Annotated in this window: 19 protein-coding genes and 1 pseudogene; 7 read left to right on the top strand and 13 right to left on the bottom strand. The window is 71.0% G+C overall.

Annotated features, from left to right (window positions below; genetic code table 11):
- Positions 1–15: 15 nt before the first annotated feature.
- The 5 genes from FHG10_RS06645 to FHG10_RS06625 form a co-directional block, all read right to left on the bottom strand.
- Entirely contained in the window at positions 16–1,203 is a 1,188-nt protein-coding gene (locus FHG10_RS06645; RefSeq protein ID WP_152352513.1) for a glycoside hydrolase family 1 protein, read from the bottom strand.
- Between the two features lie 80 nt (positions 1,204–1,283).
- Positions 1,284–3,167, bottom strand: a complete 1,884-nt coding sequence (locus FHG10_RS06640; RefSeq protein WP_152352512.1) for an ABC transporter ATP-binding protein — start codon at positions 3,165–3,167, stop codon at positions 1,284–1,286.
- Positions 3,164–4,087 carry an ABC transporter permease gene (locus FHG10_RS06635; RefSeq protein WP_152352511.1) on the bottom strand — a complete coding sequence of 308 codons (924 nt, stop codon included), beginning with the start codon at positions 4,085–4,087 and terminating at the stop codon, positions 3,164–3,166. Before FHG10_RS06635 ends, FHG10_RS06640 begins: the two co-directional genes overlap by 4 nt.
- Positions 4,084–5,064 (bottom strand): ABC transporter permease, encoded by a 981-nt coding sequence (locus tag FHG10_RS06630; protein ID WP_152352510.1) that lies wholly within the window; start codon positions 5,062–5,064, stop codon positions 4,084–4,086. The genes FHG10_RS06635 and FHG10_RS06630 overlap by 4 nt, the downstream gene beginning before the upstream one ends.
- The gene (locus FHG10_RS06625) at positions 5,061–6,734 is read right to left on the bottom strand and encodes an ABC transporter substrate-binding protein (protein WP_227488080.1); all 1,674 of its coding nucleotides are present in this window, start codon (positions 6,732–6,734) and stop codon (positions 5,061–5,063) included. Before FHG10_RS06625 ends, FHG10_RS06630 begins: the two co-directional genes overlap by 4 nt.
- 428 nt (positions 6,735–7,162) lie before the next feature.
- On the opposite strand from FHG10_RS06625, the gene FHG10_RS06620 reads away from it, so the two are divergent.
- Positions 7,163–8,440, top strand: a complete 1,278-nt coding sequence (locus FHG10_RS06620; RefSeq protein ID WP_227488079.1) for an Nramp family divalent metal transporter — start codon at positions 7,163–7,165, stop codon at positions 8,438–8,440.
- A gap of 49 nt (positions 8,441–8,489) precedes the next feature.
- Positions 8,490–9,173: a metal-dependent transcriptional regulator gene (locus FHG10_RS06615; protein ID WP_152352508.1), complete on the top strand. Its 684-nt coding sequence runs from the start codon at positions 8,490–8,492 to the stop codon at positions 9,171–9,173.
- Between the two features lie 79 nt (positions 9,174–9,252).
- On the opposite strand, the gene FHG10_RS06610 is transcribed toward FHG10_RS06615, so the two are convergent.
- Positions 9,253–10,338 carry a LacI family DNA-binding transcriptional regulator gene (locus tag FHG10_RS06610; protein WP_227488078.1) on the bottom strand — a complete coding sequence of 362 codons (1,086 nt, stop codon included), beginning with the start codon at positions 10,336–10,338 and terminating at the stop codon, positions 9,253–9,255.
- Positions 10,339–10,583: 245 nt separating this feature from the next.
- On the opposite strand from FHG10_RS06610, the gene FHG10_RS06605 reads away from it, so the two are divergent.
- From FHG10_RS06605 to FHG10_RS06595, 3 genes are all read left to right on the top strand, one after another.
- Entirely contained in the window at positions 10,584–10,796 is a 213-nt protein-coding gene (locus FHG10_RS06605) for a heavy-metal-associated domain-containing protein (RefSeq protein WP_152352506.1), read from the top strand.
- Between the two features lie 136 nt (positions 10,797–10,932).
- Positions 10,933–13,392 (top strand): heavy metal translocating P-type ATPase, encoded by a 2,460-nt coding sequence (locus FHG10_RS06600; protein ID WP_152352505.1) that lies wholly within the window; start codon positions 10,933–10,935, stop codon positions 13,390–13,392.
- A 191-nt stretch (positions 13,393–13,583) separates the two neighbouring features.
- Positions 13,584–14,123 carry a type 1 glutamine amidotransferase domain-containing protein gene (locus FHG10_RS06595; RefSeq protein ID WP_152352504.1) on the top strand — a complete coding sequence of 180 codons (540 nt, stop codon included), beginning with the start codon at positions 13,584–13,586 and terminating at the stop codon, positions 14,121–14,123.
- Between the two features lie 363 nt (positions 14,124–14,486).
- Here the strand turns inward: FHG10_RS06595 and FHG10_RS06590 are convergent, their stop codons facing one another.
- The 4 genes from FHG10_RS06590 to FHG10_RS06575 form a co-directional block, all read right to left on the bottom strand.
- A complete protein-coding gene (locus FHG10_RS06590; protein ID WP_152352503.1) occupies positions 14,487–15,410 on the bottom strand; it encodes a hypothetical protein in 924 nt (307 codons plus the stop codon).
- A 199-nt stretch (positions 15,411–15,609) separates the two neighbouring features.
- Entirely contained in the window at positions 15,610–16,536 is a 927-nt protein-coding gene (locus tag FHG10_RS06585; RefSeq protein WP_152352502.1) for a carbohydrate ABC transporter permease, read from the bottom strand.
- On the bottom strand, positions 16,533–17,498 hold the full coding sequence (locus FHG10_RS06580) for a carbohydrate ABC transporter permease (RefSeq protein WP_152352501.1): 966 nt from the start codon (positions 17,496–17,498) through the stop codon (positions 16,533–16,535). The genes FHG10_RS06585 and FHG10_RS06580 overlap by 4 nt, the downstream gene beginning before the upstream one ends.
- A gap of 3 nt (positions 17,499–17,501) precedes the next feature.
- Complete coding sequence (locus FHG10_RS06575) at positions 17,502–18,932, bottom strand: ABC transporter substrate-binding protein (RefSeq protein WP_152352500.1); 1,431 nt, start codon at positions 18,930–18,932, stop codon at positions 17,502–17,504.
- Positions 18,933–19,327: 395 nt separating this feature from the next.
- Between FHG10_RS06575 and FHG10_RS06570 the strand changes: the two genes are divergently transcribed.
- Together FHG10_RS06570 and FHG10_RS06565 are read left to right on the top strand one after the other, a co-directional pair.
- Positions 19,328–20,257, top strand: coding sequence for a sugar-binding transcriptional regulator (locus FHG10_RS06570; RefSeq protein WP_227488077.1), 930 nt, complete (start codon positions 19,328–19,330; stop codon positions 20,255–20,257).
- A gap of 77 nt (positions 20,258–20,334) precedes the next feature.
- A complete protein-coding gene (locus FHG10_RS06565; RefSeq protein WP_152352498.1) occupies positions 20,335–21,900 on the top strand; it encodes a mannitol dehydrogenase family protein in 1,566 nt (521 codons plus the stop codon).
- 106 nt (positions 21,901–22,006) lie between these two features.
- On the opposite strand, the gene FHG10_RS06560 is transcribed toward FHG10_RS06565, so the two are convergent.
- The 3 genes and pseudogenes from FHG10_RS06560 to FHG10_RS06550 all read right to left on the bottom strand — a co-directional run.
- Positions 22,007–23,182: a low temperature requirement protein A gene (locus tag FHG10_RS06560; protein ID WP_227488076.1), complete on the bottom strand. Its 1,176-nt coding sequence runs from the start codon at positions 23,180–23,182 to the stop codon at positions 22,007–22,009.
- Positions 23,183–23,828: 646 nt separating this feature from the next.
- Entirely contained in the window at positions 23,829–25,145 is a 1,317-nt protein-coding gene (locus FHG10_RS06555) for an MFS transporter (RefSeq protein WP_152352497.1), read from the bottom strand.
- A gap of 89 nt (positions 25,146–25,234) precedes the next feature.
- Positions 25,235–25,447 (bottom strand): annotated as a pseudogene (locus FHG10_RS06550) (helix-turn-helix domain-containing protein); the annotation flags it as partial.
- Between the last annotated feature and the right edge of the window lie 99 nt (positions 25,448–25,546).

Here is a 25,546-nt window from a genome sequence, read left to right as displayed (position 1 = left end):
AGGTGATCGGGCCGCTCATCCCTGCGCGGTCAGGGCGTTGGCGCGGGCGACCTCGCCGAGCCAGCGGGCGCTGGGCTTGACTCGGCGCTCGAAGGTCTCGGGATCCCAGCCGATCAGGCCGAAGGTGGGACGGTAGCCGCTGGCCCACTCGTAGTTGTCCAGCAGGGACCAGTACTGGTAGCCGCGCACGTCGATGCCGTCGGCGATCGCCCGGTGCACCCCCTCGAGAGCCCCCTGCGTATAGGCGATCCGTCGGGTGTCGTCCCCGGTGGCGATGCCGTTCTCGGTGACCATCAGGGGGACCCCGCCGCTGAGCTCCCAGGCGCTGCGCAGCCCCAGCTCCGCCGCCGGCGGGAAGAACTCCCAGCCGGTGAGCGTGGTCTCGACGTCCTTCGCCACGGGCAGCGGACCGTCGGGCCCGATGAACGTGCGGGTGTACGCCTGCACGCCCAGGAAGTCGTCCCCGGCCGCGTTCTCGAGGTACCAGAAATCGCGAGGATAGCCGTACTCGTGCAGGGCCTGTTCGCTGCCCTCCTCCTCGGTCGCGTGGAACGCCTGCGTGGCGATCGTCCACCCCGAGAGGATGTCGCCGTGCCCGGAGAGGACCTCCCGGGACCGGCGGTGGGAGGCCAGCAGCTGATCGGCCACGTGCAGGTCGGGGTGGGCCAGACCATGGGCGACCAGGTTCTCCGCTTTCTCGCCGCCCGCGAGCATGGCGGCGATGTTGGGCTCGTTGATCGTGCACACGTAGCGCACGTCCTCGAGGATCCCCAGCACCTGCTCGGTGTACCGGGCGAACAGATCGGGGGCGTCCGACGCGCGCCAGAAGCCGTCGCGGTCGAACCAGCGCGGCACCGTGAAGTGCATCAGCGTGACGATCGGCTCCACACCGCTGTCGCGGCAGGCGTCGATCATCCGCCGGTAATGGGCCAGCTCGGCGCGCGAGACGAACCCGCGCTCCGGTTCGATGCGCGCCCACTCGACGCTGAAGCGGTAGGAGTTCATCCCCAGCTCCGCCAGGCGGCGGATGTCCTCGGCGAAGCGGTGGTAGCCGTCGGCGGCGTCGCCGCTGGGCTCGACCACGTGGGTGTCCGGCCGGTGCTCCATCTCCCACCAGTTCGAGTTCACGTTGTTGCCCTCGATCTGGTGGGCGGCGGTGGCGGCCCCCCACAGGAAGCCGTCGGGGAAGCGGAGGGTGGTCATGGGACTCCTTCTGTGCGGTGTCGGCACGATGGTCGGGGTCGGGGTCGGGGTCGGGGTCGGGGTCGGGGTCGGGGTCGGGGTCAGGGCGTCAGGACGCGGCGGGGATTGGGGATCGCGTCGAGCAGCGAGATGGTGTAGTCGTCCTGCGGAGCGCGCATGACCTGCGACGTCGGCCCGCTCTCGACGACCTTCCCGTCGTGGAGCACCAGGATCCGGTCGGTGATCAGGCGTGCGCTGAGCAGGTCGTGCGTGATGTACAGCAGGGAGACCCCGATGGATTCCCGCAGGTCCCGCAGCAGGGAGAGGACGCCGGCGCGCAGCGAGACGTCGAGCATCGAGACCGGCTCGTCGGCGATGATCACCTGCGGGTCGCAGGCCAGAGCACGGGCGATCACCACACGCTGACGCTGGCCGCCGGAGAGCTGGTGGGGCAGTTTGCCGGTGAACTGCTCGACGGGGGTCAGACCCACGGTCTCCAGCAGCTCCCGGACCCGTCGCCGCGCCCCGTCGCGCCGCACGTCGGTGAGGTTCATGACGGCGCGCGCGAGCGTGTACTCCACGGTGTTCAGCGGGTTCAGGGCGGCGTAGGGGTCCTGGAACACCATCTGCACGGTGCGGCGCAGGTCCCGCAGGCCGGAGCGGCCCAGGTCGCCCACGGAGGTGTCGCCCAGATGGACGGTGCCCTCGCTCGGGCGTTCGATGCCGGTGATGAGCTTCGCGATCGTGGACTTCCCGCTGCCGGACTGGCCGACCAGGGCGGTGGCACCGCCCGGCTCCAGCGTGAACGAGACGTCGTCGACGGCCCGTACGGCCCGTACGGCCCGGCCGGAGCGCCGGGCGGCGGGGTAGACCTTGCTCACGCCCTGGAGCCGCAGCTCCGTCCCGCCGGTGCGCAGCCGGGAGACAGGGGCGCGGTGGGAGGAGGGGCCGCTGGACGACGCGGCGGGAGCAGGGGGCGCGGTGGGGGCGGAGCGCTCGGCAGAGGGATCCGGGGGCTCGGTGGAGGGGTCCGCGGGGTTGTCGGACGATGCGTCGGACGGGTCCTCGTCCCGCAGCACGGCCCGGTCCTCGAGCCCGGGCAGCGTGACCACCTCGGCGCGCGGATCCGCGTAGTGCGAGAGCAGCATGCGCGTGTACTCGTGCCGAGGCCGGTGCAGGATGTCCGCGCTGGCGGCGTCCTCGACGATCTCGCCGTCGTGCATCACCAGCACGCGCTGCGCGGACTCCAGCACGATGCCAAGATCGTGGCTGATCAGGATCGCCGTGAAACGCTCGGACGCCTGCAGATCGCGGATCGTGTCCATGACGGCGTGCTGGACCATCACGTCCAGCGCCGTGGTGGGCTCGTCGAAGACCATCAGCTGCGGCTCGAGCGAGAGCGCCAGGGCGATGGTCACGCGCTGGCGCATCCCTCCCGAGAGCTGATCGGGATACCGGTCCAGCACCTCGGGGCCCAGCGACACCTTGCCCACGAGCTCCGCGGCGCGCTCCTCGCGCCGTGCACGCGGCACGTGGCGGTGGGCGGCGAAGATGTCGTGGAAGTGCTTGCGGATCGTGCGCACCGGATTCAGCGCGTTCATCCCGGACTGCAGCACCATGGCGAACCCGCCCTGGCGCTGGGAGCGCAGGGAATCCTGGTCCATGCTCGCGATGTCGCGCCCGCGGAACAGGATCCGTCCGTTCTCGATCCTCGCCGGCGCGGTCGCGAGCCCGGTGATCGCGAAGCCCAGCGTGGACTTGCCCGATCCGGACTCGCCGACGAGGCCGACGAACTCCCCGCGCGCGATCTGCGCGCTGACCCCTCGCACGGCATGGGTGGGGGCGGCCCCGACGGGCTCGTAGACCACGGAGACATCCTCGAGGGAGAGGATCTCCTCGACGTCCGACGGATCGGCGCCCGACGGATCGACGTCCGGATCGGCGCCCGACGGGCCGGCCTGCTGGGCAGGGTGGTTCGGGGTCATCGTCCCGTGCTCCCTTCGCGAAGGCGGGGGTTGGAGATGCCGTCCACGCCGAAGTTGATCAGCGTGAGCGAGGTGGCCAGCAGGGCGATGCACAGACCCGGGGCGAACAGCAGCGCCCACTGCCCTGTGAGCAGGGCGTTCGAGTTCTGTGCCCAGTAGAGCATCGTCCCCCAGCTGACGATCGACGAGTCGCCCAGGCCCAGGAACTCCAGGCCCGCCTCGGCGAGGATCGCGGCGGTGGCGGAGCCGAAGAAGCCCCCGGCGATGATCGAGGTCATGTTCGGGAGGATCTCGCGGAAGATGATCCTCGGCGCGCGCTCACCGGAGAACTTCGCGGACTGCACGAAGTCGCGGTTGCGCAGGGTGCTGGTCTGGCTGCGCAGCACGCGCGCGCCCCAGGCCCAGCCCGTGATCGCGATGACCGCGATGATCACCGAGATCCCGCCGTTCTGCAGGTAGGTCGCGATCACGATCATCAGCGGCAGACCGGGGATCACCAGGAACAGGTTGACCACGAAGTTCACCACGTCGGCCGCGAAGCCGGTGATGTACCCCCAGGTGAGTCCGATGAGCACGGCGATCAGCGTGGAGATCGAACCGGCGCCGAAGCCCACGATCACGCTGATGCGGGCGCCGTGGATCAGCTGGCTGAGGACGTCCTCGCCGGCCGCCGTGGTGCCCAGCCAGTGCTGGGCGGAGGCGCCGAGGTTGCGGTCGAAGGAATTCTCCTTGGGGGCGTAGGGCGCCAGCAGCGGCGCCAGCAGGGCGACCAGGATGAACAGCGCCAGCAGGATCATGCCGATCCGTGCCTTGCGGTTGCCCCAGATTGTGCGCAGGCCCCCGCGCAGCGCCTCGACGGCCGGATGGTGCCGATGTCCGACGGGGGAGGGGGAGGGTGCTCGGGTCGTGTTCTCGCTCATCGCCTGGTCCTCGGGTCGAGTACGCCGTACAGGATGTCCACGAGCAGGTTCGCCACCAGCACGCTGACGGTGATCATGAGGAACAGAGCCTGCATGAGCGGGTAGTCCTGTCCGATCACCGCGTTGAACAGCAGGAATCCGATGCCCGGATACCCGAAGACCTGTTCGACGAGGATGGAGCCGCCGACCACGCCGCCCAGCGCCAGGCCGAAGCCGGTCAGGTTCGGCAGGATCGCGTTGCGGGCCGCGTAGCGCAGCGCCACCGTGCGCCCGCTGATCCCGTTGGCCTCCGCGAAGGTCACGTAGTCCTCGCCGAGCGTGTTGATCATGGCGTTGCGCATGCCGATGATCCAGCCGCCCAGGGAGGTGATCAGCAGCGTCACCGCGGGCAGAGCGGCGTGGTACAGGATGTCGACGAAGAAGTCCCAGCTGATCCCGGGAACGGCGGTCGCCGAGTACGCCCCGAACGTCGGGAACAGATGGGCGACGTACCCCAGGAAGAACAGCAGCAGCAGCGACGTCCAGAAATAGGGGAACGTGTTCATGAAGCTGCCGCCCACGGTGGGCAGCGCGTCCAGCCAGGTCCCGCGCCGCCATGCCGCCAGCACGCCCAGCAGGGTGCCCAGGATGAAGGCGAGCACGGTCACCGTGCCCACGAGGACGATCGTGTACGGCAGGGCTGTGGCCACGAGACCGGAGACGGGCTCGGGATAGAAGGCGTAGGAGATCCCGAAGTCCAGGTGGATCACCTGGTCCAGGTAGGCGAGGTACTGCTGGAGGATGTTGCCGTCCGGGACGCCCAGCTGCGCCTCGACCGCGGCCCGGGTCTCGTCGGTCACCGGCCCGTTCTGGGAGAGGCGGGCGATCGCGGCGTCGGCGGGCGAGCCGGGCATCATCCGGGGCAGCAGGAAGTTCAGCGTGACGGCGGCCCACAGCGTGAGCGCGAACAGACCGACCTTGCGCAGGGCGTATCTCATGTCGCCGCCTCCTTCTCGACGGGCCGCAGATGCGTCAGCACCATCAGCGGCGAGGAGCCGTAGGTCTGCGGGGAGGTGAAGGGGTCTTCGGCCGTGGGCCAGCCGGTGAAGCGGCCGTCGTTGTACAGCCCCCACAGGCCGCCGTAGTAGAGGGCGACGATGGGGATCTGATCCATGAAGACCTGCTCCAACCCATGGATGATCTCGGTCTGCTCCTGCTCGTCGACGCTCTCGCGGTAGCGCTGCAGCAGATCGTCGACGTCGTCGTCGCGGAATCGGATCCGGTTGTTCTGGCTGCTCTCGCCCACCGGGACGTAGTACTCGCTCGAGAGCAGGTTGGCGTACCCCTGGAACGTATCGGATCCGTTCGAGGAGCCCATCGCGATCGCGTAGTCCCCGCTGGACAGGGCGGCCTCGTAGGCGGCGGCCTGCGGGGCCCGGATCGTCGCCTCGATGCCGATCTCTCCGAGCTGCCGCTGCACCTCCTGGACGGCCCGCAGCCAGTCGGTGTACCCGTTGGCGGTGGTGATGGCGAAGCTGAACGGGTCGCCGTCGGGCGTGCGCATCGTGGATCCGTCGTGGCTGAAGCCCGCCTTCTCGAACGCGGCGATCGCCGCGTCGGTGTCCTGGGTGACGATGCCCTGATCCGGGATGGAGGGGTCCAGCAGGTCCTCCTGGTTGGGTAGCAGGAGCCCGGTCTGGCTGGCCTGCTCCATGTATCCCTCGGCCGCGGCCTTGCCGACGGCGTCGCCGTCCAGCGCCAGGGAGAGGCCTCGGCGCACGTCGACGTCGTCGAAGGGGACGACGTCGTGATTGGGGTGCAGGCCGATGATGCCGCCCGGCGGGAACCAGTGGCGGTTGTGGTCGTTGGCCGCTCCCCAGGTGTTGTCGACGTCGCTCATGTACGAGTACGCCCAGTCGTATCCCTTGGTCACCAGGTCGATCTCGGAGGTGGCCGCGGGCATGACGATGTGCTGGATCCGGATGGTGTCCGCCTGCCAGTAGTCCTCGTTCCGGTCGAGGGTGTACTGGAGCGGGGTGAAGTTTCCCAGCGTGAACGGCCCGGATCCCACCGGGTCCTCGTTGCGCCATGTGGTCGGGTCCTCGACCCCGCTCCAGATGTGCTGGGGCACGATCAGCGTGGGGCCGATCGAGCCCACCGCGGGGGAGTCGTCGTCGGCGAGGTGGAAGAGGATGTCCCGGCCGTCCGTCTCGATCGAGTCGATCCGGGACCAGGCGCCCTTCGTGTCGTTGGCCGGGTGCTCCTTCAGCATGTCGAAGGTGTAGACGACGTCCTGGACGGTGAGGGCGTGGCCGTCGCTCCAGCGGGCTCCGGAGCGCAGGGTCATCACCAGCTCGGCGGGGTCGGGCTGGTCCCAGCTCTCGGCCAGCCAGGGGGTGAGCTCGCCGTCGAGGGGATTGGTCAGCAGAAGCGGCTCGTAGAGGATGCCGACGCTGGAGCGGGCGTTGGGCTGGTACGGATTGAAATTGGCGGTGAACGTGGGGGTTCCCGCGTCCCCGCCGGACAGCAGGGTGTCGGGGCCGATGGTCGGATCGGGGCGGCTGCGGATCTGCAGGCTGCATCCGGAGGCTGCGGCCGCGAGGGCGGCCGCCGAGGCTCCGGTCAGCACGGTGCGCCGGCCGATGGGCGGTGGGGTCGAGTGGTGCACGGGACGTGTTCCTGACGCCGTTGTTCGAGGTGATCCCGCCCCAGGGAGGCGGCCGGGTGCCGCGACCCCGCCCTCCTCGGCGGGATCGGGCGGCGGCCCGGAGTCCGTGGCGGGACGGGGACCGGAGAGCCGTGGGGCTCGTGGCGACCGTCCTGGTGGACGTGAATGTGACTGTATGCGCATACATCTCAGGGTGCAAGGGGTGGGACGGTCGATTCTTCGGGGCGGCGGATCTGTTGCGGCGTCGCTACAGGTCCGGTGCGGACCCGGCGGCAGACCTTGCTGCTGGAATCTCGGCGGGGCGGCGGCTTTCGGGGCGGCATTGCCGGGAGAGGTATCGGGTCGCGCGGACGGGCGCCGTTCGTGCAACCCGGAGGGTTCGGGTGGGCGCCTGTGCATCCAGGTAGAGTTTAATGTATGTTAAAACCATGACGGAAGACATGCTCGTGGAACGCGAGGAGCGCATCGCGCCAACAGGCACGGCGCGCAGGCCCCGCGGCCCCTGGCGCACGCTGCGCCTGCTGGGCCCGGCCTTCGTCGCCGCCGTCGCCTACGTGGATCCCGGGAACATCGCCGCGAACATCACCGCCGGCGCCCGCCACGGCTACCTGCTGCTGTGGGTGCTCGTGGTCGCGAACCTCATGGCGATGCTCGTCCAGTACCTCTCGGCGAAGCTCGGCGCGGTCACCGGCCGCACCCTCGCCGATCACCTCGGAGCGACCCTGGGTCGGCGCTCGCGCCTCCTGTTCTGGCTGCAGGCGCAGGCCATGGCGATCGCGACCGACATCGCCGAGGTCGTCGGCGGCGCGATCGCCCTGCGCATCCTCTTCGGGCTCCCGCTGCTGGTCGGCGGCGTCATCGTCGGCGCCGTCTCGATGGCCCTGCTCGCCGTGCAGTCCCGCTTCGGCCAGAGGCCCTTCGAGCACGTGATCATCGGGCTGCTGGGTGTGATCACCATCGGCTTCCTCGCCGGGCTCGTCGTCGCCCCGCCCGATCCGGTCGCCCTCGCCGACGGGCTGATCCCGCGCTTCGACGGCGGCGGCACCGTGCTGCTCGCGGCCTCGATGCTGGGCGCGACCGTGATGCCCCACGCGATCTACCTGCACGCCGGACTCGTGCGCGACCGCCACGGCACCGACCGCTCGCCCGGGCGGATCACCCGCGTGGTCCGCGCCTCGCGCTGGGACGTGGTGCTCTCGCTGTGCCTCGCGGGCACCGTGAACATCGCGATGCTGGTCCTGGCCGCCGAGGCGCTCCCCGGGATCCCCGGCACCGACACCATCGAGGGCGCGCAGGCCGCGATCTCCGCCGCCTCCGGGCCCGTGGTCGGCGTGCTCTTCGGGATCGGCCTGCTCGCCTCGGGCCTCGCCTCCTCCTCCGTGGGCGCCTACGCGGGCAGCGAGATCATGCGCGGACTGCTGCACCGGCGGATCCCGCTCGTGCTCTCCCGCCTGCTCACCCTGCTGCCGGCGCTCGTCGTGCTCGCGATCGGCGCCGAGCCCACCGCGGCCCTCGTGCTCAGCCAGGTCGTGCTCAGCCTCTGCCTGCCCTTCGCCCTGGTGCCGCTCGTGACCCTCACCGGCCGGCGCGCCCTGATGGGGAGCTTCGCGAACTCGCGGCCGGTCACCGTGATCGCCTGGATCGTCGTCGCGCTCATCATCGCCCTGAACCTCGCGCTCGTCCCGATGTCCTTCGCGGGCGGGTGAGCAGGGGCGACCCGGCGGTCGCCATCGGCCCCGGCGATACGATGCCGGGGTGAATCCCGACGAGCTCAGTCCCGTGGCCCAGGACTACCTCAAGGTGATCTGGTCGCGCACCGAGTGGGGCGCCCCGCCGATCACCACCGGCGAGCTCGCCCAGCGCTTCGGCACCTCCGCCGCCAACGTCACCGAGACCCTCAAGCGCCTGGACGCCCAGGGCCTCGTGGCCCGCATCCCCTACAAGCCCGTCGAGCTCACCGAGGCCGGCGCGCAGTGCGCGATCGCGATGGTGCGCCGCCATCGCCTGCTCGAGACCTACCTGGTCGAGGCCCTCGGCTACGACTGGGACGAGGTGCACGACGAGGCCGAGCGCCTCGAGCACGCCGTGAGCGACACCTTCATCGCCCGCATCGACGCGATCCTCGAGCATCCGACGGCCGACCCCCACGGCGACCCCATCCCCGATGCCGACCACCGCTGGGCCCACCCCGAGGACGCGCGGCGCCTCGCGAGCGTCACCGGCAGCGGCCGCTTCCGCGTCCTCGTCGTCTCCGACGCCGACCCCGAGGTGCTGCGCACCGCCCGCGAGCTGGGACTCGTGCCCGGTGTGGAGCTCGACGTCGACGCGGGGGAAAGTGGCGCGGCAGGCGAAGGTCCGCTGGTGCGGGTGCTCGGGCGCGAGGGCGTCGAGGTGCCCGGGAGCGTCGCCGAGGGGATGCTCGTGCGGCCGATCGTCTGAGGGCGCGGGCGTCGGAGGGCCCCGGCTCGAGGGGCCGACGGGCGGGGCGATCCGGCGGGGCCGACGGGCCGCCGGGCGTTCAGTGCCCGAGCGGGCCGCAGCTCTCGCGCAGCAGCACGTCGACGGGAAGCTGCAGGTCCTGGCCGGGAGCCTCGGCATCGGCCATCCGGCGCAGCAGCGTCCGGACCGCCTGGACGCCGACGTCCGTCATCGGTTGGCGCACGGTGGTGAGCGGCGGATGGGACCAGCGCGCGTCCTCGATGCCGTCGAATCCGGTGACCACGCAGTCGCCCGGGACGCTGATGTCGGCCTCTCGCAGCGCCGTGAGCGCCCCGAGCGCGCTCTGGTCGTTCGCCGCGATCACGGCGCCCGGGCGGACGTCCGCGAGGGCGCGGCGCGTCTCCTGCGCTCCGCCCTCGGTCGTGAAGTCGGTGGACGCGATGCGCCAGGTCTCGCCGCTGCCATCGATCTCGCGGCGGAAGCCCTCCTCGCGCTCGACCCCGTCGGGCGAATCCGCGGGCCCGCCCAGGTAGAGCACGGGGCCCTCGGGCTTGCGTGCGAGCACGTGGCGGGTCACCGCCGCCATCCCGCCCGCGTTGTCCACACGCACTGAATCGGCCGTCCCGGCGGCGCGGCCGGCGACCACCACGAGCGGCACGCGGCGCGCCGAGCGGGCGATGAGGTCATCGGGCACGGTGCGGGAGATGACGATGATCCCGTCGACCCGACCCTCCAGATCGTCCAGCACCACGCTCCGGCTGAGATCGGGGCCGGAGGCGACCAGGAGCGCATACCCGCTGCCCCAGGCGCTGATCTCGCAGCCGCGCACGAGCTGCTCGAAGTAGTGGTTGCGCTCGGGGTCCACGAAGCTGCGGTCCATGTCGTCGATGAACTCGACGACATGATCGCCCGCCGATCCCGGCTGCGGCACCGGCGGGGCGTCGTGGCCGGGGATGAGCAGGCCCAGCACGCCGGTGCGGCGGCCCGCGAGCCCCCGCGCGCTCGCGTTGGGCACGTAGCCGAGCTCGTCGATCGCGGCGAGCACCCTCTCCCGCGTGGACTCGGTGACCTTCTGCGGGCTGCGCAGCACGCGCGAGACCGTCGCGATCGAGACCCCTGCGCGCGTCGCGACGTCGTAGACGGTCGGCGGTTTCCTGGGTGGCACGGGGAACCTCCAGGCGTCGAGCGGGGTGCTCGACGGGGTCGGGGACGGGGCGGGCGTGATGAGCCGGGCGGGGACGGGTGTCCGCAGGGTACCCGAGAGCGGAGCCGGTGACGGTGCACACGAGTCGGAGCGCGGCACCGGAGACCGGCGCGGAAAGGAGCGCGGGCTTCGTTGACAGTGATACCCCCTAGGGGTATACATTCGGGGTGTGCCCGACCGGGCATTCGCGAACCGAGGAGGAGTCCATGACCACGACCGAGTTCCAGGTGACCGGGATGACCTGCGGGCACTGCGAGATGTCCGTGCGTGAAGAGGTCGGGGAGGTCCCCGGCGTCGAGGGCATCGAGGTCAGCCACGAGACCGGCCGACTGGTCGTCACCGGCCCCGAGGCGATCGACGAGTCGGCCGTGCTGGCCGCCGTCGAGGAGGCCGGGTACGAGGCCAGCCGCGTCGGCTGAGTCAGCGCCGTGAGCCGGCCCGCGCCGGTCGCCCGAGCTGTGCTGCGGGCCCAGCGCGTGCCGCCGGCCGATCCGCGCCGGCCGCGTGATCCCGCGCCGCCCGTGACCCCTCTGTTCCCGGCCCGAAGGAGCTTCGATGACATCCGCCGCCTCCGATGAGCGCAGTGCGCCGCGAGGCCCCGTCGGCCCTCTGCGCGGGATCGACCTCGACATCGGCGGGATGACCTGCGCCTCCTGCGCGAACCGCATCGAGCGCAAGCTCAACAAGCTCGACGGCGTGGAGGCGAGCGTCAACTTCGCGACCGAATCCGCGAGGGTCACCGCGCCCGCGGATCTCGACCCGAAGGTGCTCGTGGGGACCGTGGCCAAGGCCGGATACACGGCCACGATGCCTGCTGGCGCGACGGGCGCGTCGAGCGCATCGGGCACCGCGCCCTCGGGCGCGCGATCCGGCGCCGCCGGTCCGTCGGGCGCCCCGGGATCTTCGACCGGGTCCACCGTCGAGCACACCTCCGACGCCGAGCCCGTCGACCCCGAGCTCGTCTCCCTGCGCCAGCGCCTGATCGGCGCGGCCGTGCTCGGGATCCCCGTGATCGCCCTGGCCATGATCCCGGCGCTGCAGTTCACGTACTGGCAGTGGGCCTCGCTCGCGCTCGCCGCGCCGGTGATCGTCTGGGCCGGCTGGCCCTTCCACCGCGCGGCCCTCATCAACGCCCGCCACGGCGCGGCGACCATGGACACCCTGATCTCGATGGGCACCACGGCCGCGTTCCTGTGGTCGCTGTACGCCCTGTTCCTCGGGGACGCCGGCATGCCCGGCATGCACCACGGCTTCGACCTCACCATCTCCCGGTCCGACGGCGCCTCGACGATCTACCTCGAGGTCGCCGCCGGGGTCATCCTGTTCATCCTCACCGGCCGGTTCATCGAGAAGCGCTCGAAGCGCGAGGCCGGGGCCGCCCTGCGGGCCCTCCTGCACCTCGGCGCGAAGGATGTCGCCGTGCTGCGCGGCGGCACCGAGGGCCGCGGCGGCGAGGAACGGCGGATCCCGATCGGCGACCTGGCCGTGGGCGACGAGTTCGTGGTGCGGCCCGGCGAGAAGATCGCGACCGACGGCGAGGTCGTCTCCGGTCGCAGCGCCGTGGACGCCTCCATGCTCACCGGCGAGTCCGTGCCACAGGAGGTCGCCGAGGGGGACGCCGTCACCGGCGCGACCGTGAACAGCGGCGGGCGTCTCGTGGTGCGCGCGACCCGGGTGGGCGCCGACACCCAGCTCGCCCAGATGGCGCAGCTCGTGAAGGACGCCCAGTCCGGCAAGGCCCGCGTGCAGCGCCTGGCCGACCGGATCTCCGGCGTGTTCGTGCCGATCGTGCTCGCGTTCGCCCTGGTCACGCTCATCGTCTGGCTGCTCACCGGGCACGGCGCGGAGGCCGCGTTCACCGCCGCCGTCGCCGTCCTCATCATCGCCTGCCCCTGCGCGCTCGGCCTCGCGACTCCCACGGCCCTGCTGGTGGGCACCGGCCGCGGCGCCCAGCTGGGCATCCTCATCAAGGGTCCCGAGGTGCTCGAGAGCACCGGGAACCTCGACACGATCGTCCTGGACAAGACCGGCACCGTGACCACCGGCCGCATGACCCTGGTCGACGTGCATCCGGCCGACGGCGTCGACACCGAGACGCTGCTGCGTCGCGCGGGCGCCGTCGAGGACTCCTCCGAGCACCCGATCGCCCAGGCCATCGCCCGCGGTGCCGGCGAGCGCATCGGGAATCTTCCCGAGGCGACCGACTTCGAGGCCCTCCCCGGGCGCGGCGCCCGCGGGATGGTCGATGGCGTGCTGGTCAGCGTGGGGCGGCGGCTCGGGAACGACGGGACCGGCGCGGCGGACGGGACGAGCGCGGCGGGCGGGACGAGCGCGGCGGGCGGGACGAGTGCGGCCGACGGGATCCGCATGCCCGACGTGCTCGCGCGGTTCCAGGAGAGCGCGCAGGACGCGGGTCGCACCGCCGTGCTCGTCGCCTGGGACGGAGAGGCGCGCGGAGTCCTCACCGTCGCCGACGCCGTGCGCCCCACGAGCGCCGAGGCCATCGCGCGACTGCGCGAGGTGGGCCTGCGCCCCGTGCTGCTGACGGGCGACGGCCGCACCGTCGCCGAGCGCGTGGCCTCCGAGGTCGGCATCGACGAGGTGATCGCCGAGGTGATGCCCGAGGACAAGGTCTCCGTGATCGCCCGCCTGCAGGGCGACGGGCGGAAGGTCGCGATGGCCGGCGACGGCGTCAACGACGCGGCCGCCCTCGCCCGCGCCGACCTGGGACTGGCCATGGGCGGAGGCACCGACGCGGCGATCCAGGCCGCCGACATCACCCTGGTGCGCGCCGACCTGCGCTCCGCGGCCGACGCCGTGCGCCTCTCCCGCCGCACCCTGCGCACGATCCGCGGCAACCTGTTCTGGGCCTTCGCCTACAACGTCGCCGCGATCCCGCTGGCCGCGCTCGGGCTGCTGAACCCCATGCTCGCCGGCGCAGCCATGGCCTTCTCGAGCGTGTTCGTGGTGCTCAACAGCCTGCGCCTGCGCACCTTCCGCGCCGACGCGCGCTGAGCGCCCGGGGCGCGCGCGGTTCCCGTGGCGCCCTGTTCGCTTCTGGGCCCGCGGTGCCCAGGACGCGCGCGGCAGGCGCCACGCGCGGCACCTTGTTCGCTCCTGGCGCGACCCCTTCACGGCCCCACCCGACGGGCATAGCGTGGACATCGAATCCCGCCCCGCGGGAACCCCGAGCGAAGGGAAGCATCATGACCGACCTGACCGGACGCACCGTCGCACTCATCGCGAACCGCGGCGTCGAGGAGCCCGAGCTCGCCCAGCCCCTCGCCGCCCTCCAGGAGGCCGGCGCGAAGACCGTGCTGCTCTCCGCCGAGGACGGCGCCGTCGTCGCCCTGAACGGCGACTGGGACCGCGGGAAGGAGTTCCCCGTCGACGGGCCCATCAAGGGCGCGAGCGCCGACGACTTCGACGCCCTGGTCCTGCCCGGCGGCACCCTGAACGCCGATTCGCTGCGGATCGACGAGGACGCCGTGGGCCTCGTGAAGGCCTTCGCCGTCGCGGGCAAGCCCATCGCCGCGATCTGCCACGCGCCCTGGATCCTCATCGAGGCGGGACTCGTCGACGGGCTCAGGATGACCAGCTACACCTCGGTCGCCACCGACCTGCGCAACGCGGGTGCCGACTGGGTCGACGAGCAGGTCGTCACCGACCGCGGCATCACCACGAGCCGCAACCCCGGCGACCTCGACGCCTTCAACGCCGAGGTCATCGCGCGCCTCGCTGGCTGACACGGGCGCCCGGGGCGCGGGCGTCCCGCTCCCACGGGGCGGTTGCACCGTTCTCACGAGTGCGGTGCGCCGGCGGGAGCGGCGCACCGTGCCTCCCGCTGCGCGTTGCGTTTGAGTGCTGCGCAATGGTCGTTCTGGAGGCTCAAAACGACCGTTTCGCAGCACTGTTCGTGTGTCGCGCGCCCTCTGGCACGGTGCCCGGACCTTGAGTGCTGCGTAGTGGTCGTTCTGGACGCTCATAACGACCGTTGCGCAGCACTGTCCGTGACGCGCCCGCAGCCCGGAGCCCGGAGCCCGGAGCTCGCAGCCCGGAGCCCGGAGCCCGGGGCCAGAGTCCAGGCGCCAGCTCCCACACGCGCCGGCTCAGCCCTCCCACCCGCGCGAGCGGAGGGCGCCTCGCACCTCGTGCACCGCGAGCCATCCGTCGGCGCGGAGGTGCTCGGCGACGGTGCGGATCTCGAGCCACCCGTGGGCCGCGCGCCGCTTGGCGCGACGGATGTCCTTCGCCAGCTGCTCGGGCGTGAGGTGGCTGGGCCCCTCGTGCTCGACGCAGACCTTCCACTCCGGCCAGCTCAGATCCGGTTCCCCCAGGTCGACGCCGCTCTCCCAGACCCTGACGTTGAGCTGGGGATCGGGAATGCCGGCGTGCACGAGCGACAGCCTCAGCGACGTCTCGGCCGGGGAGTCGCTGCCGACCCGGGCTCGCGCGAGCGCTGCGCGCAGGGCACGTCGCCCAGTGCGTCGGGAGGAGTCGATCGCGAGGCGCAGACCCTCGGGGGTCGCGTACGGAGCCGAGCGGCCCTCGAAGCGGGGACGCGGGTGACGGATCAGGTGATCGAGGACCGAGACGAGGTCGTCGGGCGTCAGATGCTCGACGAGGTCCATCGCCGTGCGGACCCGACCGGTGAGGCGGCATCCCTGTGCGTCGAGGACGTCGTCACGGCCGATCGTGAAGCGGTGCCAGACCAGCATCCTCGAGCTGCGCCGTGCATGGACGCTGGTGAGGTGGATCTGCTGGGTGTTTGCGATATCGAGGGCTGAGGGGAGCGGCATGCCGAGGACCTGCGCGGCGGTGGGGCCGCACAGCATCACGCTTGCGTCCGACCAGCGCAGTGCCCGCGCGACGTCCTCGGCAGTGAACCGTGGACCCCGCCGGTAGAGGCCGCGCTGCACCCGTCCCAGGTCCGGCGCCCGCAGCCGGCCGGCGCTGACGCCGGCCGCGAACGCCTCGGCAGCGGTGAACACGGGCCCGAGGCTGCTCTGGAGCGGTTCCGGGGTCCGTGTCATCGCCCCAGGGTGCACGCGGCGGGGCGGAGCGTCGGCCGATCATCCACATTCCCCTGGTCAGACCGGGTCGCGCCTCTGGTCCTCACTGACCGAGTTCCGCGGCCGTCCTTGCGCCGCACCGACACGCGCCGCACCCGACACGCGACGGACGTCCTCCGCGCGAGAGAGCCCCGACCGAAATGCAGCCCCTCCGCGCCCCTTACTTCACCGCGCCCATCGAGAGGCCGCGCACCAGCTGCTTCTGGGCGATCCAGCCGGCGAGCACCACGGGCAGGGAGGCGATGACCGAGGCGGCGGAGAGCCGTGCGAGGAACAGGCCCTCGGAGGTCATCGTGCTCATGAGGTAGATCGGCACCGTGGCGGCGTTGGCGGCGGTGAGGTTCAGGGCGAAGAAGAACTCGTTCCACGCGAAGATCACGCAGATCAGCGCGGTCGCCGCGACGCCGGGCGCCACCATCGGCAGCAGCACGGTGCGCATCGTGCGCACGAGGGAGGCGCCGTCGATCGAGGCGGCCTCGAGCACCTCGCCGGGCACCTCGAGGAAGAACGAGCGCATCATCCACACCGCGATCGGCAGGTTCATCGCCGTGTAGAGCACGATCAGCGTGAGCAGGTTGTCGAGCATCCGCAGCTGTCCGGCGATCACGTAGATCGGCATGATCACCGCGACCACCGGAAGCATCTTGGTGGAGATGAAGAAGAACAGCACGTCCTGGGTCTTCTTCACCGGCCGGATGCTGAGCGCGTAGGCGGCGGGGATGGCGAGCACGAGCACCAGCAGCGTCGAGCAGGCCGTCGCGATCACCGAGTTCAGCAGGTAGCTGCCCGCGCCGGAGGCGAGCACCGCCTTGTACTGGTCGAGGGTCGGGGTGAAAAGGAAGGTGGGCGGGTTCGAGGCGGCCTGCGACTCCTGCTTGAAGCTCGTGAGCACCATCCAGGCGACCGGCGCGAAGAAGATCAGCCCGACGATCCAGGCGAGGATGCCCAGCAGGCGTCCGGTCGTGGTGCCGCGGGCGCGCTTGGGTCGGATCGCGGGGGCGCCGGGGGCCGACGTGCGGGTGGCTGCGGACCCCGCGGGCGAGGGCCGCGGCGACGGGGCGGGGGAGGCGTCGGCGACGGTGCTCATGACTGCTCCTTGGCGTTGATGCTGCGGAAGATCAGGCGCAGCGCGAGCGTCGAGATGATGATGGTGGCGACGACGGTGACCACGCCCATCGCGGCGGACTGGCCGATGTCGAAGCCGAGGAACGCGCGCTGGTAGATGTAGAACGGCAGGTTCGCGCTCGCCGTGCCCGGTCCGCCCGCGGTCATCAGGTAGATCTGGTCGAAGGTGTTGACCACGTAGATCGCGCCCAGCAGCACCGACAGCTCGATGTAGAAGCGCAGGTGGGGGAGCGTGATGTGGCGGAACGTCTGCCACGGGGAGGCGCCGTCCATCGAAGCGGCCTCGAGCACGTCGCCGGTCTGGGACTGCAGGCCCGCGAGCAGCAGGAGCATCATGAACGGCGTCCACTGCCACACCAGCGCCACCACGATGGAGAACACCGGCAGCTGGCTGGTCCAGTCCACGGGGCCGACGCCCACCAGGGAGATCAGCCAGTTCACGAGCCCGTAGGTGGGGTCGAACATCGAGATCGACCAGAGCATCGCGCCGGCGACCGGCATGATGAGGAACGGCGTGATGAGCAGGGTGCGCACGATCCCGCGGCCCAGGAACTTCCGGTCCAGAAGCAGCGCCAGCCCGAGCCCCAGCAGCAGGGCGACGGCCACGCAGGCGAGCGTGATGAGGATCGAGTTCAGCGCGGCGCCGCGGAAGGTGGAGTCGCGGAAGATGTCCAGGAAGTTCTGCAGGCCCACGAACTCCTCGCCCTCGGGGCGCAGCAGGTTCCGCGAGCGCAGCGAGTACCAGATGGTCAGCAGGAACGGGATCTGCGTGCAGATCACCACGAACACGAAGGCGGGCAGGAGCGGCAGGCGCCGGCTCCACCCGTCGGCCCGGGACTGCGCGGCGCCGCGCGGCTGCGCGGTGCGACGGGGCTGCGAGCTCCCGCGGGACTGCGGGGTCCCGGTTGCGGCGGCGGTCGTCATCGTTCAGCCCTCCCATCCGTAGGTGCGGGCGACGGACGCGGCGAAGGTCTGCGCCTGGGAGAGGGCGTCCTCGACGCTCTGCCCGCCGGCGATCGCGGCCGAGAGCTGCTGGCCCACCCGCGTGCCCAGGTCCTGGAACTCGGGGATGCCCACGAACTGCAGTCCGGGGTAGGGGACCTCCTGGGTCATGGCCTTCTCCTGGGTCGCGTTGTCCATCGAGTCGAGGGTGGGGGTCGCGTAGTGGGCGGCGAGCTTCTTGTACTCGGGGATCTCGTAGGTCGAGCTGCGGGACCCCGGGGGCAGCGCCTCCCAGCCCACCTCGTTCCCGACCAGCTGGAAGTAGTCGGGGTGGGTCATCCAGGCGATGAAGTCCCAGGCGGCCTGCTTCTTCGTGGAGGTCTCGGGGATCGCGAGCGCCCACGAGTAGAGCCAGCCGGTGGACTCGGTGTCGACCGTCGGCCCCAGCGTGTAGTCGGTCTTGCCGACCACGGTCGAGGAGTCGGGGTTCTCGATCCCGGAGACCATCGAGGAGGCGTCGAACCACATGGCGGCGTTGCCCTGGGCGAACTGGGTGAGGCACTCGCCGAAGCCGGAGGTCGCCGCGCCCGGCTGGCCCCAGGTGCGCACGGTGTCGACGTAGGTGGAGACGGCCTCGTGGACCTCCTCGGAGTCCAGTCGCGGTGCCCAGTCCATGTCGAACCAGCAGCCGCCGAAGGTGTTGATGGCGGTGTTGATGGGCGCGAGGTTCTCGCCCCAGCCGGCGAGGCCTCGCAGGGCGATGCCGGACATGCCGTTCTCCGGGTCGTGCAGGGTCTTCGCGAACGAGCGGATGTCGTCCCAGCTGGGGTGGCCGGGCATCGTCAGCCCGGCCTCGTCGAAGAGGTCCTTGCGGTAGACGAGGAACGCGCTCTCGCCGTAGAACGGCACCGAGTACATGGACTTCCCGGAGGTGAGGGCCTCGCGGATGGTGGGGATGAAGTCCTCGGGCTCATAGCCCTCGGTCTTGTCGATGAAGGGCTGCAGGTCGGTGAGCCAGCCGTTCTTCGCCCACAGCGGGGTCTCGTAGTTGGAGATCATCACGACGTCGAACTCGCCGCCGCCCGAGGCGATCGACGCCGTGATCTTCGCGCGAGCCTCGTTCTCCGGAAGGGACACGAAGCGCACGTCCACGTCGGGGTGGTCCGCCCGGAAGTGGTCGACGAGCCCGATCGCGTCCTGCATCTGCGGGTTCGAGACGATCGCGACGACGATGGACTGCTTCCCGCCGCTGCTGCCCGAGCCGCAGCCGGCCAGGCCCAGGCTCGCCGCACCGGCGCCGAGCCCGCCCGCGCCCAGGACCGTGCGCCGGCTCGGACGGGAGGGGGTGGTGCGGAGGGCCGACGGGGCCAGGTCGGCCGACGGCGGTGGTGAGGTGCGGGATCGGAGGTGCGGCATGGGCTGTCCCCTCTGGGCGGTGTCGGCGTCGATGTCGACGGGTCTCGCGTTGGAACGTCGGTCCGGGTCCGGGTCCGGGTCCGGGTCCGGGTCCGGTCGGGCCGGGGTCGCGGGCCGACGTCGGAGTCGGACCCGCAGGTGGTCGGTGCGGTCGATGGGCCGTCGCGAGCGGCCGCACATCTGATGGGCGGCCGCGCTCATCTGATTCGTGAGCGTAGTCATATACGCTTCGCGGAGCAACAGGCGGAACGGAATCGGGACGAGGGCGCGGCGCCCGGCGTCGGCCGGCCTCCCCGGAACCAGCCGCGCCGATCCGGCGCGACACGACGTCGCCCACCATGACCATCACGACTGCCACGACCATCACGCCCCCTCGACCACCCACAGGAGCTTCCATGCCCGCGGACGACGGCTCCCTCAAGGCGCATCTGGCGACCGAGTACTACCTCCAGAACCGCTCGAAGGTGGACATCGCCAAGGAGCACGGGCTCTCGCGCTTCCAGGTTGCGCGGATGCTCGAGGAGGCGCGTGCGCAGGGCATCGTGCGGATCCAGATCCACGACCCCGCCGAGTCGGGCCACGATCTCGCGCCGCTCGCCGAGAAGCTCGGCATCTCCCGCGTCGTCGTCGCCTCACCGCGCGTGGACGAGACCATGCGCGCGGCCCTCGCCCGGCAGGTCGGGCGCCTGCTGCCGGACCTCCTGCATGACGGCGGGCGCCTCGGGGTCGCCTGGTCGCGCACGCTCATGCACCTGCCCGACTCGCTCGACGCCCTGCCCAGGGTCGATGTCGTCCAGCTCGTCGGTCCGCTGAGCGCGCCGGGCTACTCGAGCGCGCACTCCTCGGCCCTCATCCACACGCTCGGATCCTTCGCGGGCGGCGGCATCTGGGCGCTGCCCACCCCGCTGATCGTCGACTCGCCCGAGGTCGCTGCCTCGCTGCGCGGCATGGACGAGGTGCGCTCCGCCCTCGAGGCGGCCGACGAGATCGACGTCGCGACCGTCTCGATCGGCGCCTGGTGGCCCGGCGCCTCGACCCTGTGGAGCCGGCTCTCCGAGGACGAGCGCGGCCGGGCGCGCGAGGCGGGCGTGGTCGCCGAGTGCGCCGGCGTCCTCGTGGACGCTGAGGGGCGGGTCGCCCGGGCCGGCATCGAGGAGCGCGTGATCGGGGTGGGCGCCGAGCAGCTGCGGCGCGCGCACGTGGTGGCGGTCGCCCCGGCCGTGGGCCATCCCGAAGCCGTGGTCGCGGCCGCCCGCGCGGGCCTCGTCGACGACCTCGTGCTCTCCGCCGAGCTCGCGACGCAGGTCGCCGATCTGCTCGGCTGAGACCGGGCCCTGCTCATCTGATCCGGGCGCTGGTATCGTCGGCCCCGTCTCCATCCGCCGATGACGAAGGATGCGTCATGACCTCCCTGAACGCCGCCGCCCTGCCCGAGATCGCGGCCGCAGGCCGGATCCCGGTCCCCGATGTCCCGCTCGAGGAGAGGTCCGTCGGCATCGTCCACTTCGGCGTCGGCGGCTTCCACCGCGCCCACCAGGCGATGTTCCTGGACCGCCTCATGCGCGCCGGCCGCGACCGCGACTGGGCGCTGTGCGGCGTGGGCCTGCTTCCCGGCGATGCGCGCATGCGCGACGCGCTCGGCGCGCAGGACGGGCTGTACACCCTGGTCACGAAGGCGCCCGACGGCACCCAGGACCCGCGGGTGATCGGCTCGATCGCCGAGTACCTCTTCGCGCCCGACGACCCGGAGGCCGTGCTCGCGCGCATGAGCGAGGCGAGCACCCGCATCGTCTCCCTCACCGTCACCGAGGGCGGCTACAACTACAACCCCTCGACCGGCGAGTTCCAGCGCGAGACGCCCGCCGTCGCAGAGGACCTGCGCACCGCCTTCGGCGGCGAGGGGAGCGGGGTCGGCGGTGCAGCCGACGGCGGGGACGCGCCCGTCGGCCACCCGCAGACGATGTTCGGCTTCGTCGTCGAGGCGCTGCGCCGCCGCCGCGAGGCCGGCACACCCCCGTTCACGGTGATGTCCTGCGACAACGTGCGCGGCAACGGCGACCTCGCCAAGCGCATGATCCTCGCCTACGCGCAGCTGCGCGACGAGTCCGGCCTGCACGGCGATGCGCCCATGGCCCCGTGGATCGACGAGCACGTCGCCTTCCCCAACTGCATGGTCGACCGCATCACCCCGGTGACCGCCGAGTCCGACATCGAGATGATCTCCCGCGAGTACGACGTCCAGGACGCCTGGCCCGTGGTCAGCGAGGACTTCGTGCAGTGGGTGCTCGAGGACTCCTTCCCCCTGGGCCGCCCGGCCTGGGAGGAGGTGGGAGTGCAGATGGTCGAGGACGTCGAGCCCTACGAGCTCATGAAGCTGCGCCTGCTCAACTGCTCCCACCAGGCCATCGCCTACTTCGGGCTGCTGCTCGGGCAGACCTTCGCCCACGAGGCCGCGCAGGACGAGGACCTCGCCCCCTTCACCCGCACCCTGTACATGGACCGGGAGGGCACGCCCACGGTCCCCGACGTCCCCGGCATCGACCTCGACGCCTACAAGGACGAGCTCATGGCGCGCTTCTCCAACGCGCACGTGCGCGACACCCTCGCCCGCCTCGCCGCCGAGTCCAGCGACCGCATCCCCACCTGGATGGTGCCCGTGATCCAGGAGAACCTCGAGGCCGGGCGCGACGTGAGCGCATGCGCGGCGATCGTCGCCTCCTGGGCCCGCTATGCCGAGGGCACGGGGGAGAACGGCGAGGAGTGGCCCGTCGTCGACCGTCTGCACGACCGTGTCATGGGCGCCGCCGCGAAGCACGACGAGGACCACCTCGCGTTCCTGCGCGATGCGGAGCTGTTCGGCGACCTCGTCGAGCATGAGGCCTTCACGACGCCGTACCTCCACGCCCTCGACGTGCTGCGCACGCGCGGCGCCCGGGCGCTGCTGCAGGAGCTGCACGCGCAGGTGTGAGCGCCTAGGGGCTCGGCGAGGACGGCCCGGAGCGAGAGCGGCTCAGCTGGTCCGAGCGTCAGCTGGTTCTTGGGTCCGTGCGTCCGTGGGTCCGTGGGCCGACGGATCAGCGGGCCGACGTCCGCGGCCTGCGCCAGACCATCACCGCGACGAGCAGCACCATGACGATCGTGGTGAGGGCGATGGGCAGGGGCACCAGCGGATCGATCAGCACCACGAGCACCGCGAGCGCGATCGAGGCGCTCACCACGGCGTCGGCCGAGCGGCGGATCACCACGCACCACATGCCCACCAGGAAGATCGCGATCGGCAGGGAGACCGCGTACGCGGCGGCCGTCGGGCCGATCTCCGACTCGCCCATGGCGACATCGACCTCGAGCTCGACGCCCACGGAGAATGCGCCCGCGGCCGCGAAGATCACGTAGTGGCAGTAGCCGTAGAGCAGGGAGCTGCGCAGCGAGCCGATCGCCTCGTGGTGGGGCGGCCAGAAGTAGATCCACCACAGCGCGGCGGTCACGATCAGGCACATCGCGCCGAGCGGGACCAGGTCCGCGAGCGGGACCTCCGCGTCGCGCGCCTCGATGATCGCGTGGGAGGACGCGAGCAGGCTCTCTCCCAGCAGGATCAGGGTGAATCCGCCGTAGCGCTCGGTGATGTGCTCGGGATGCCAGGGGGTGCGCCCGCGCTGCTCCGCGATGACGGGAACGCTGATTTCCGCGAGGATCAGGAGGACGACCGCCGGGATCAGCAGGCCGTGCGGCAGCAGGAGCATGAGCACCCAGAGCACCTGGACGATCGCGATGCCGACGGCGTAGTGGAGGGCCGCTCGCCGCGCCTCGCCCGTCGAGGACGGCGTCGCCGCCGCCCGCAGCCACTGCACGACCATCGACAGGCGCATGACGACGTACCCGGCGATCATCACGCCGAAGGAATCGTGCTCGAAGACGGGGCCGATGCCCGCGGCGACCACCATCACGCCGCCCATCTGGGCGATGGTGAGCACCCGGTAGAGCCAGTCGTCGGTGTCGAACGAGGTGGCGAACCAGGTGAAGTTCATCCACGCCCACCAGATCGCGAACAGCGCCATCGCGTAGTGGCCCACGCCGCCGGCCACGTGCGACTCGGCGAGGGCGTGGTGGAGCTGGACGCCCGCGATGCTCACGGCGATCACGAAGACCAGGTCGAAGAACAGCTCGAGCGACGAGCCTGCCCGTCCCTCCTCGTGGGGGTCGCGGGGGCGCATCGGCAGCAGCCGCCAGCGGGAGGCGGTGGTCGTGGTCATGGGCACCTCGATGGGGATGGGGATGAGGGCGGACGTGTGTGGTGCGTGGACACCGCGTCATGGGGTCTCGGGGTCGAGTATGGGGCGTGCTCGCACAGGGCGTGAGCCAGTGCTGCCGCAGGGCAAGGGAGGCGCCCCTGCACTCGATGAATCATTGAGACTATGCCGAGACGTCCTCAGGGGCATTGAAGCGGCTCCGAGCATCGTTCAGGCCGCTGCATTCTCGTCAAGATCCTCGATGCCGGTCATGTCCTGGGTGAGGACACGTTCACCGAAGTAGTCCGCCTGCACGGCGGCTCGGAGACAACCTCTGCCCCAATGGGGCCGAGTTCCCGAAAGGGCTGGCTGAGCCGGAGTCCTCCGAGCACATCACCGCAGAGGCGATGTCGTAGTGGATTGGTCCCGCCTCGCTGCCTGCCCAACCATGTTCCCTACGCGGTCGGTGGCCTCGTCCAGCAGGAAGGTGTAGGGACTCAGGTCGGTGTTGATGACCCCTTGGCGTCTCGAGCTGATGGAGAGCTGCGACAGCGCGCTGAGTCGCGGGCAGTATCGCCGAACTCCGCCAGGCGAGGGGTCGACATGACATCTGGTTGCAGGGGCCCCGTGAGGAAGGCACCCACAGGCAGCGAGTGACCGGCTTCGTGTGTCACAAGCTGTGCCACTCCTGGCGGTCCCCGATGAGCCGGTTGAGCCGTTCGGACATGACCAGGCCGAGACCCGCCAGGAGGGCCAGAAGCAGCGGAAAGATCCACATGCCTGTCCAGGTGGAGACTGCTCCGAAGAGCGGCGGTGCAAGGGTGGAGCCGGTGTAGGCGGCGGCCATCTGGATGCCGATGATGGCCTGTGAGTTGCGCCGGCCGAAGTTTGCCGGCGTGGAGTGGATGATCGCGGGATAGATGGGAGCGCATCCGAGCCCCGCCAGCACGAGCCCAGCGAGGGCGAGCACGGGAGTCCCGAGAGGCAGCACGACCATCACCGCGGCCGCGACGACACTGATGAAGCCGCCGCGGATCAGGTGCCGGTCGCCGATCCGGTCGGCGAAGAACCCGGCGAGGAACCTCCCGGCGGTGATGCCCAGCAGGAAGAGCGCGCCGAAGGCGGCGGCCGTGGCGGCGGCGGCGCCCCGATCGGTGGCGAGGTACGTCGATGCCCAGAGGATCGTGGTGCTCTCGAGGGCGCAGTAGGCGAAGAAGGCGGCCAGCATTAGGAGCACCCCCGGGATCCGGAGGGCCCGAGCGAGCGGGACGTGCGTGCTGCCACGTCCTGATGCCGCGGGCGCGGCGTCGGGGTCCTCACGGTGCGCGCTCCCATAGCGATCCGGGGCGATGCGGTTGACCCTGCCCCATAGCGGGAGGGTGATGATCAGCAGCACTGTGAGGACGGCCTGGATGGCGCCGACGATGAGATAAGCACTGGACCAGCCCAGACCGGCGGTGAGGGTGCGGCTCATGATGAAGGGGCTGATCGACGCGCCGACCCCCCAGAAGCTGTGCAGCCAGTTCATATGCCGCGCGGCGTAGTGCAGGGCCACATAGTTGTTGAGAGCGGCGTCGACCGCACCCGCGCCGAGCCCGTACGGGATCGCCCATAGGCACAGCATCCAGAACGACTCGGAATAGGAGAACCCCAGAAGGGCGGCCGCGGTCATGCCGACGCTGACGGCTGTCACCGCGCCGGTGCCGAACCTGCGGGTGGCCCGCTCCGAGGCGAGGCTCGAGACTATGGTGCCGCTGGCGATGATCATCGTGATGATGCCAGCAAAACCCACGGGAACGCCCAGGTCACGGTGCATGACGGGCCAGCCTGCCCCTACCAGCGAGTCCGGGAGCCCGAGACTGATGAAGGCGACGTAGATCATGGCGAGAAGGAGCGAATACACGGTGTGGAGACCGCCTTTCGGGAAGCGCGTGACGGCGCAGGGAGAACGCGACGACTCGCCACAGCGCCGTACGATCGTACTCATAGTGAGTACGAACGTACGCACCCGGTGACACCCCGCTGCGCATGATCGACTCGAACGTGCAGCCGTTTTTCCCCGCGCACCTGACCAAGGGCGCTGGAGTGGTCCTCAAGCGCTGGTGCTCCGTTCGCCCGATAGCGAGGCACCCACTTCGACAGCGTGGCTCGGGCGATACGGAACTCCGAGGCGACGTGGGCGATTGGGCGTCCGCGCTCGATCACCTGGGTGACGGCACGGTGTCTTCTGACAGTGGTCAGCGGGGCATACGGTGGGCCATGGAACGGGGCATCTCCCAGCAGATGCATGGCTTCAGCACCACCCATCGTGCCGGTCAGAGGCCCGTTCCTTCTATCCCTACCCCGGCGACCACAACGTCAAGACACACAAGACCTCGTTGCACACCT

Origin of the sequence: Brachybacterium subflavum, assembly GCF_009299795.1 — a bacterium.
Taxonomy (GTDB): domain Bacteria; phylum Actinomycetota; class Actinomycetes; order Actinomycetales; family Dermabacteraceae; genus Brachybacterium; species Brachybacterium subflavum.
This window is presented reverse-complemented; position numbering and strand designations above follow the sequence as displayed.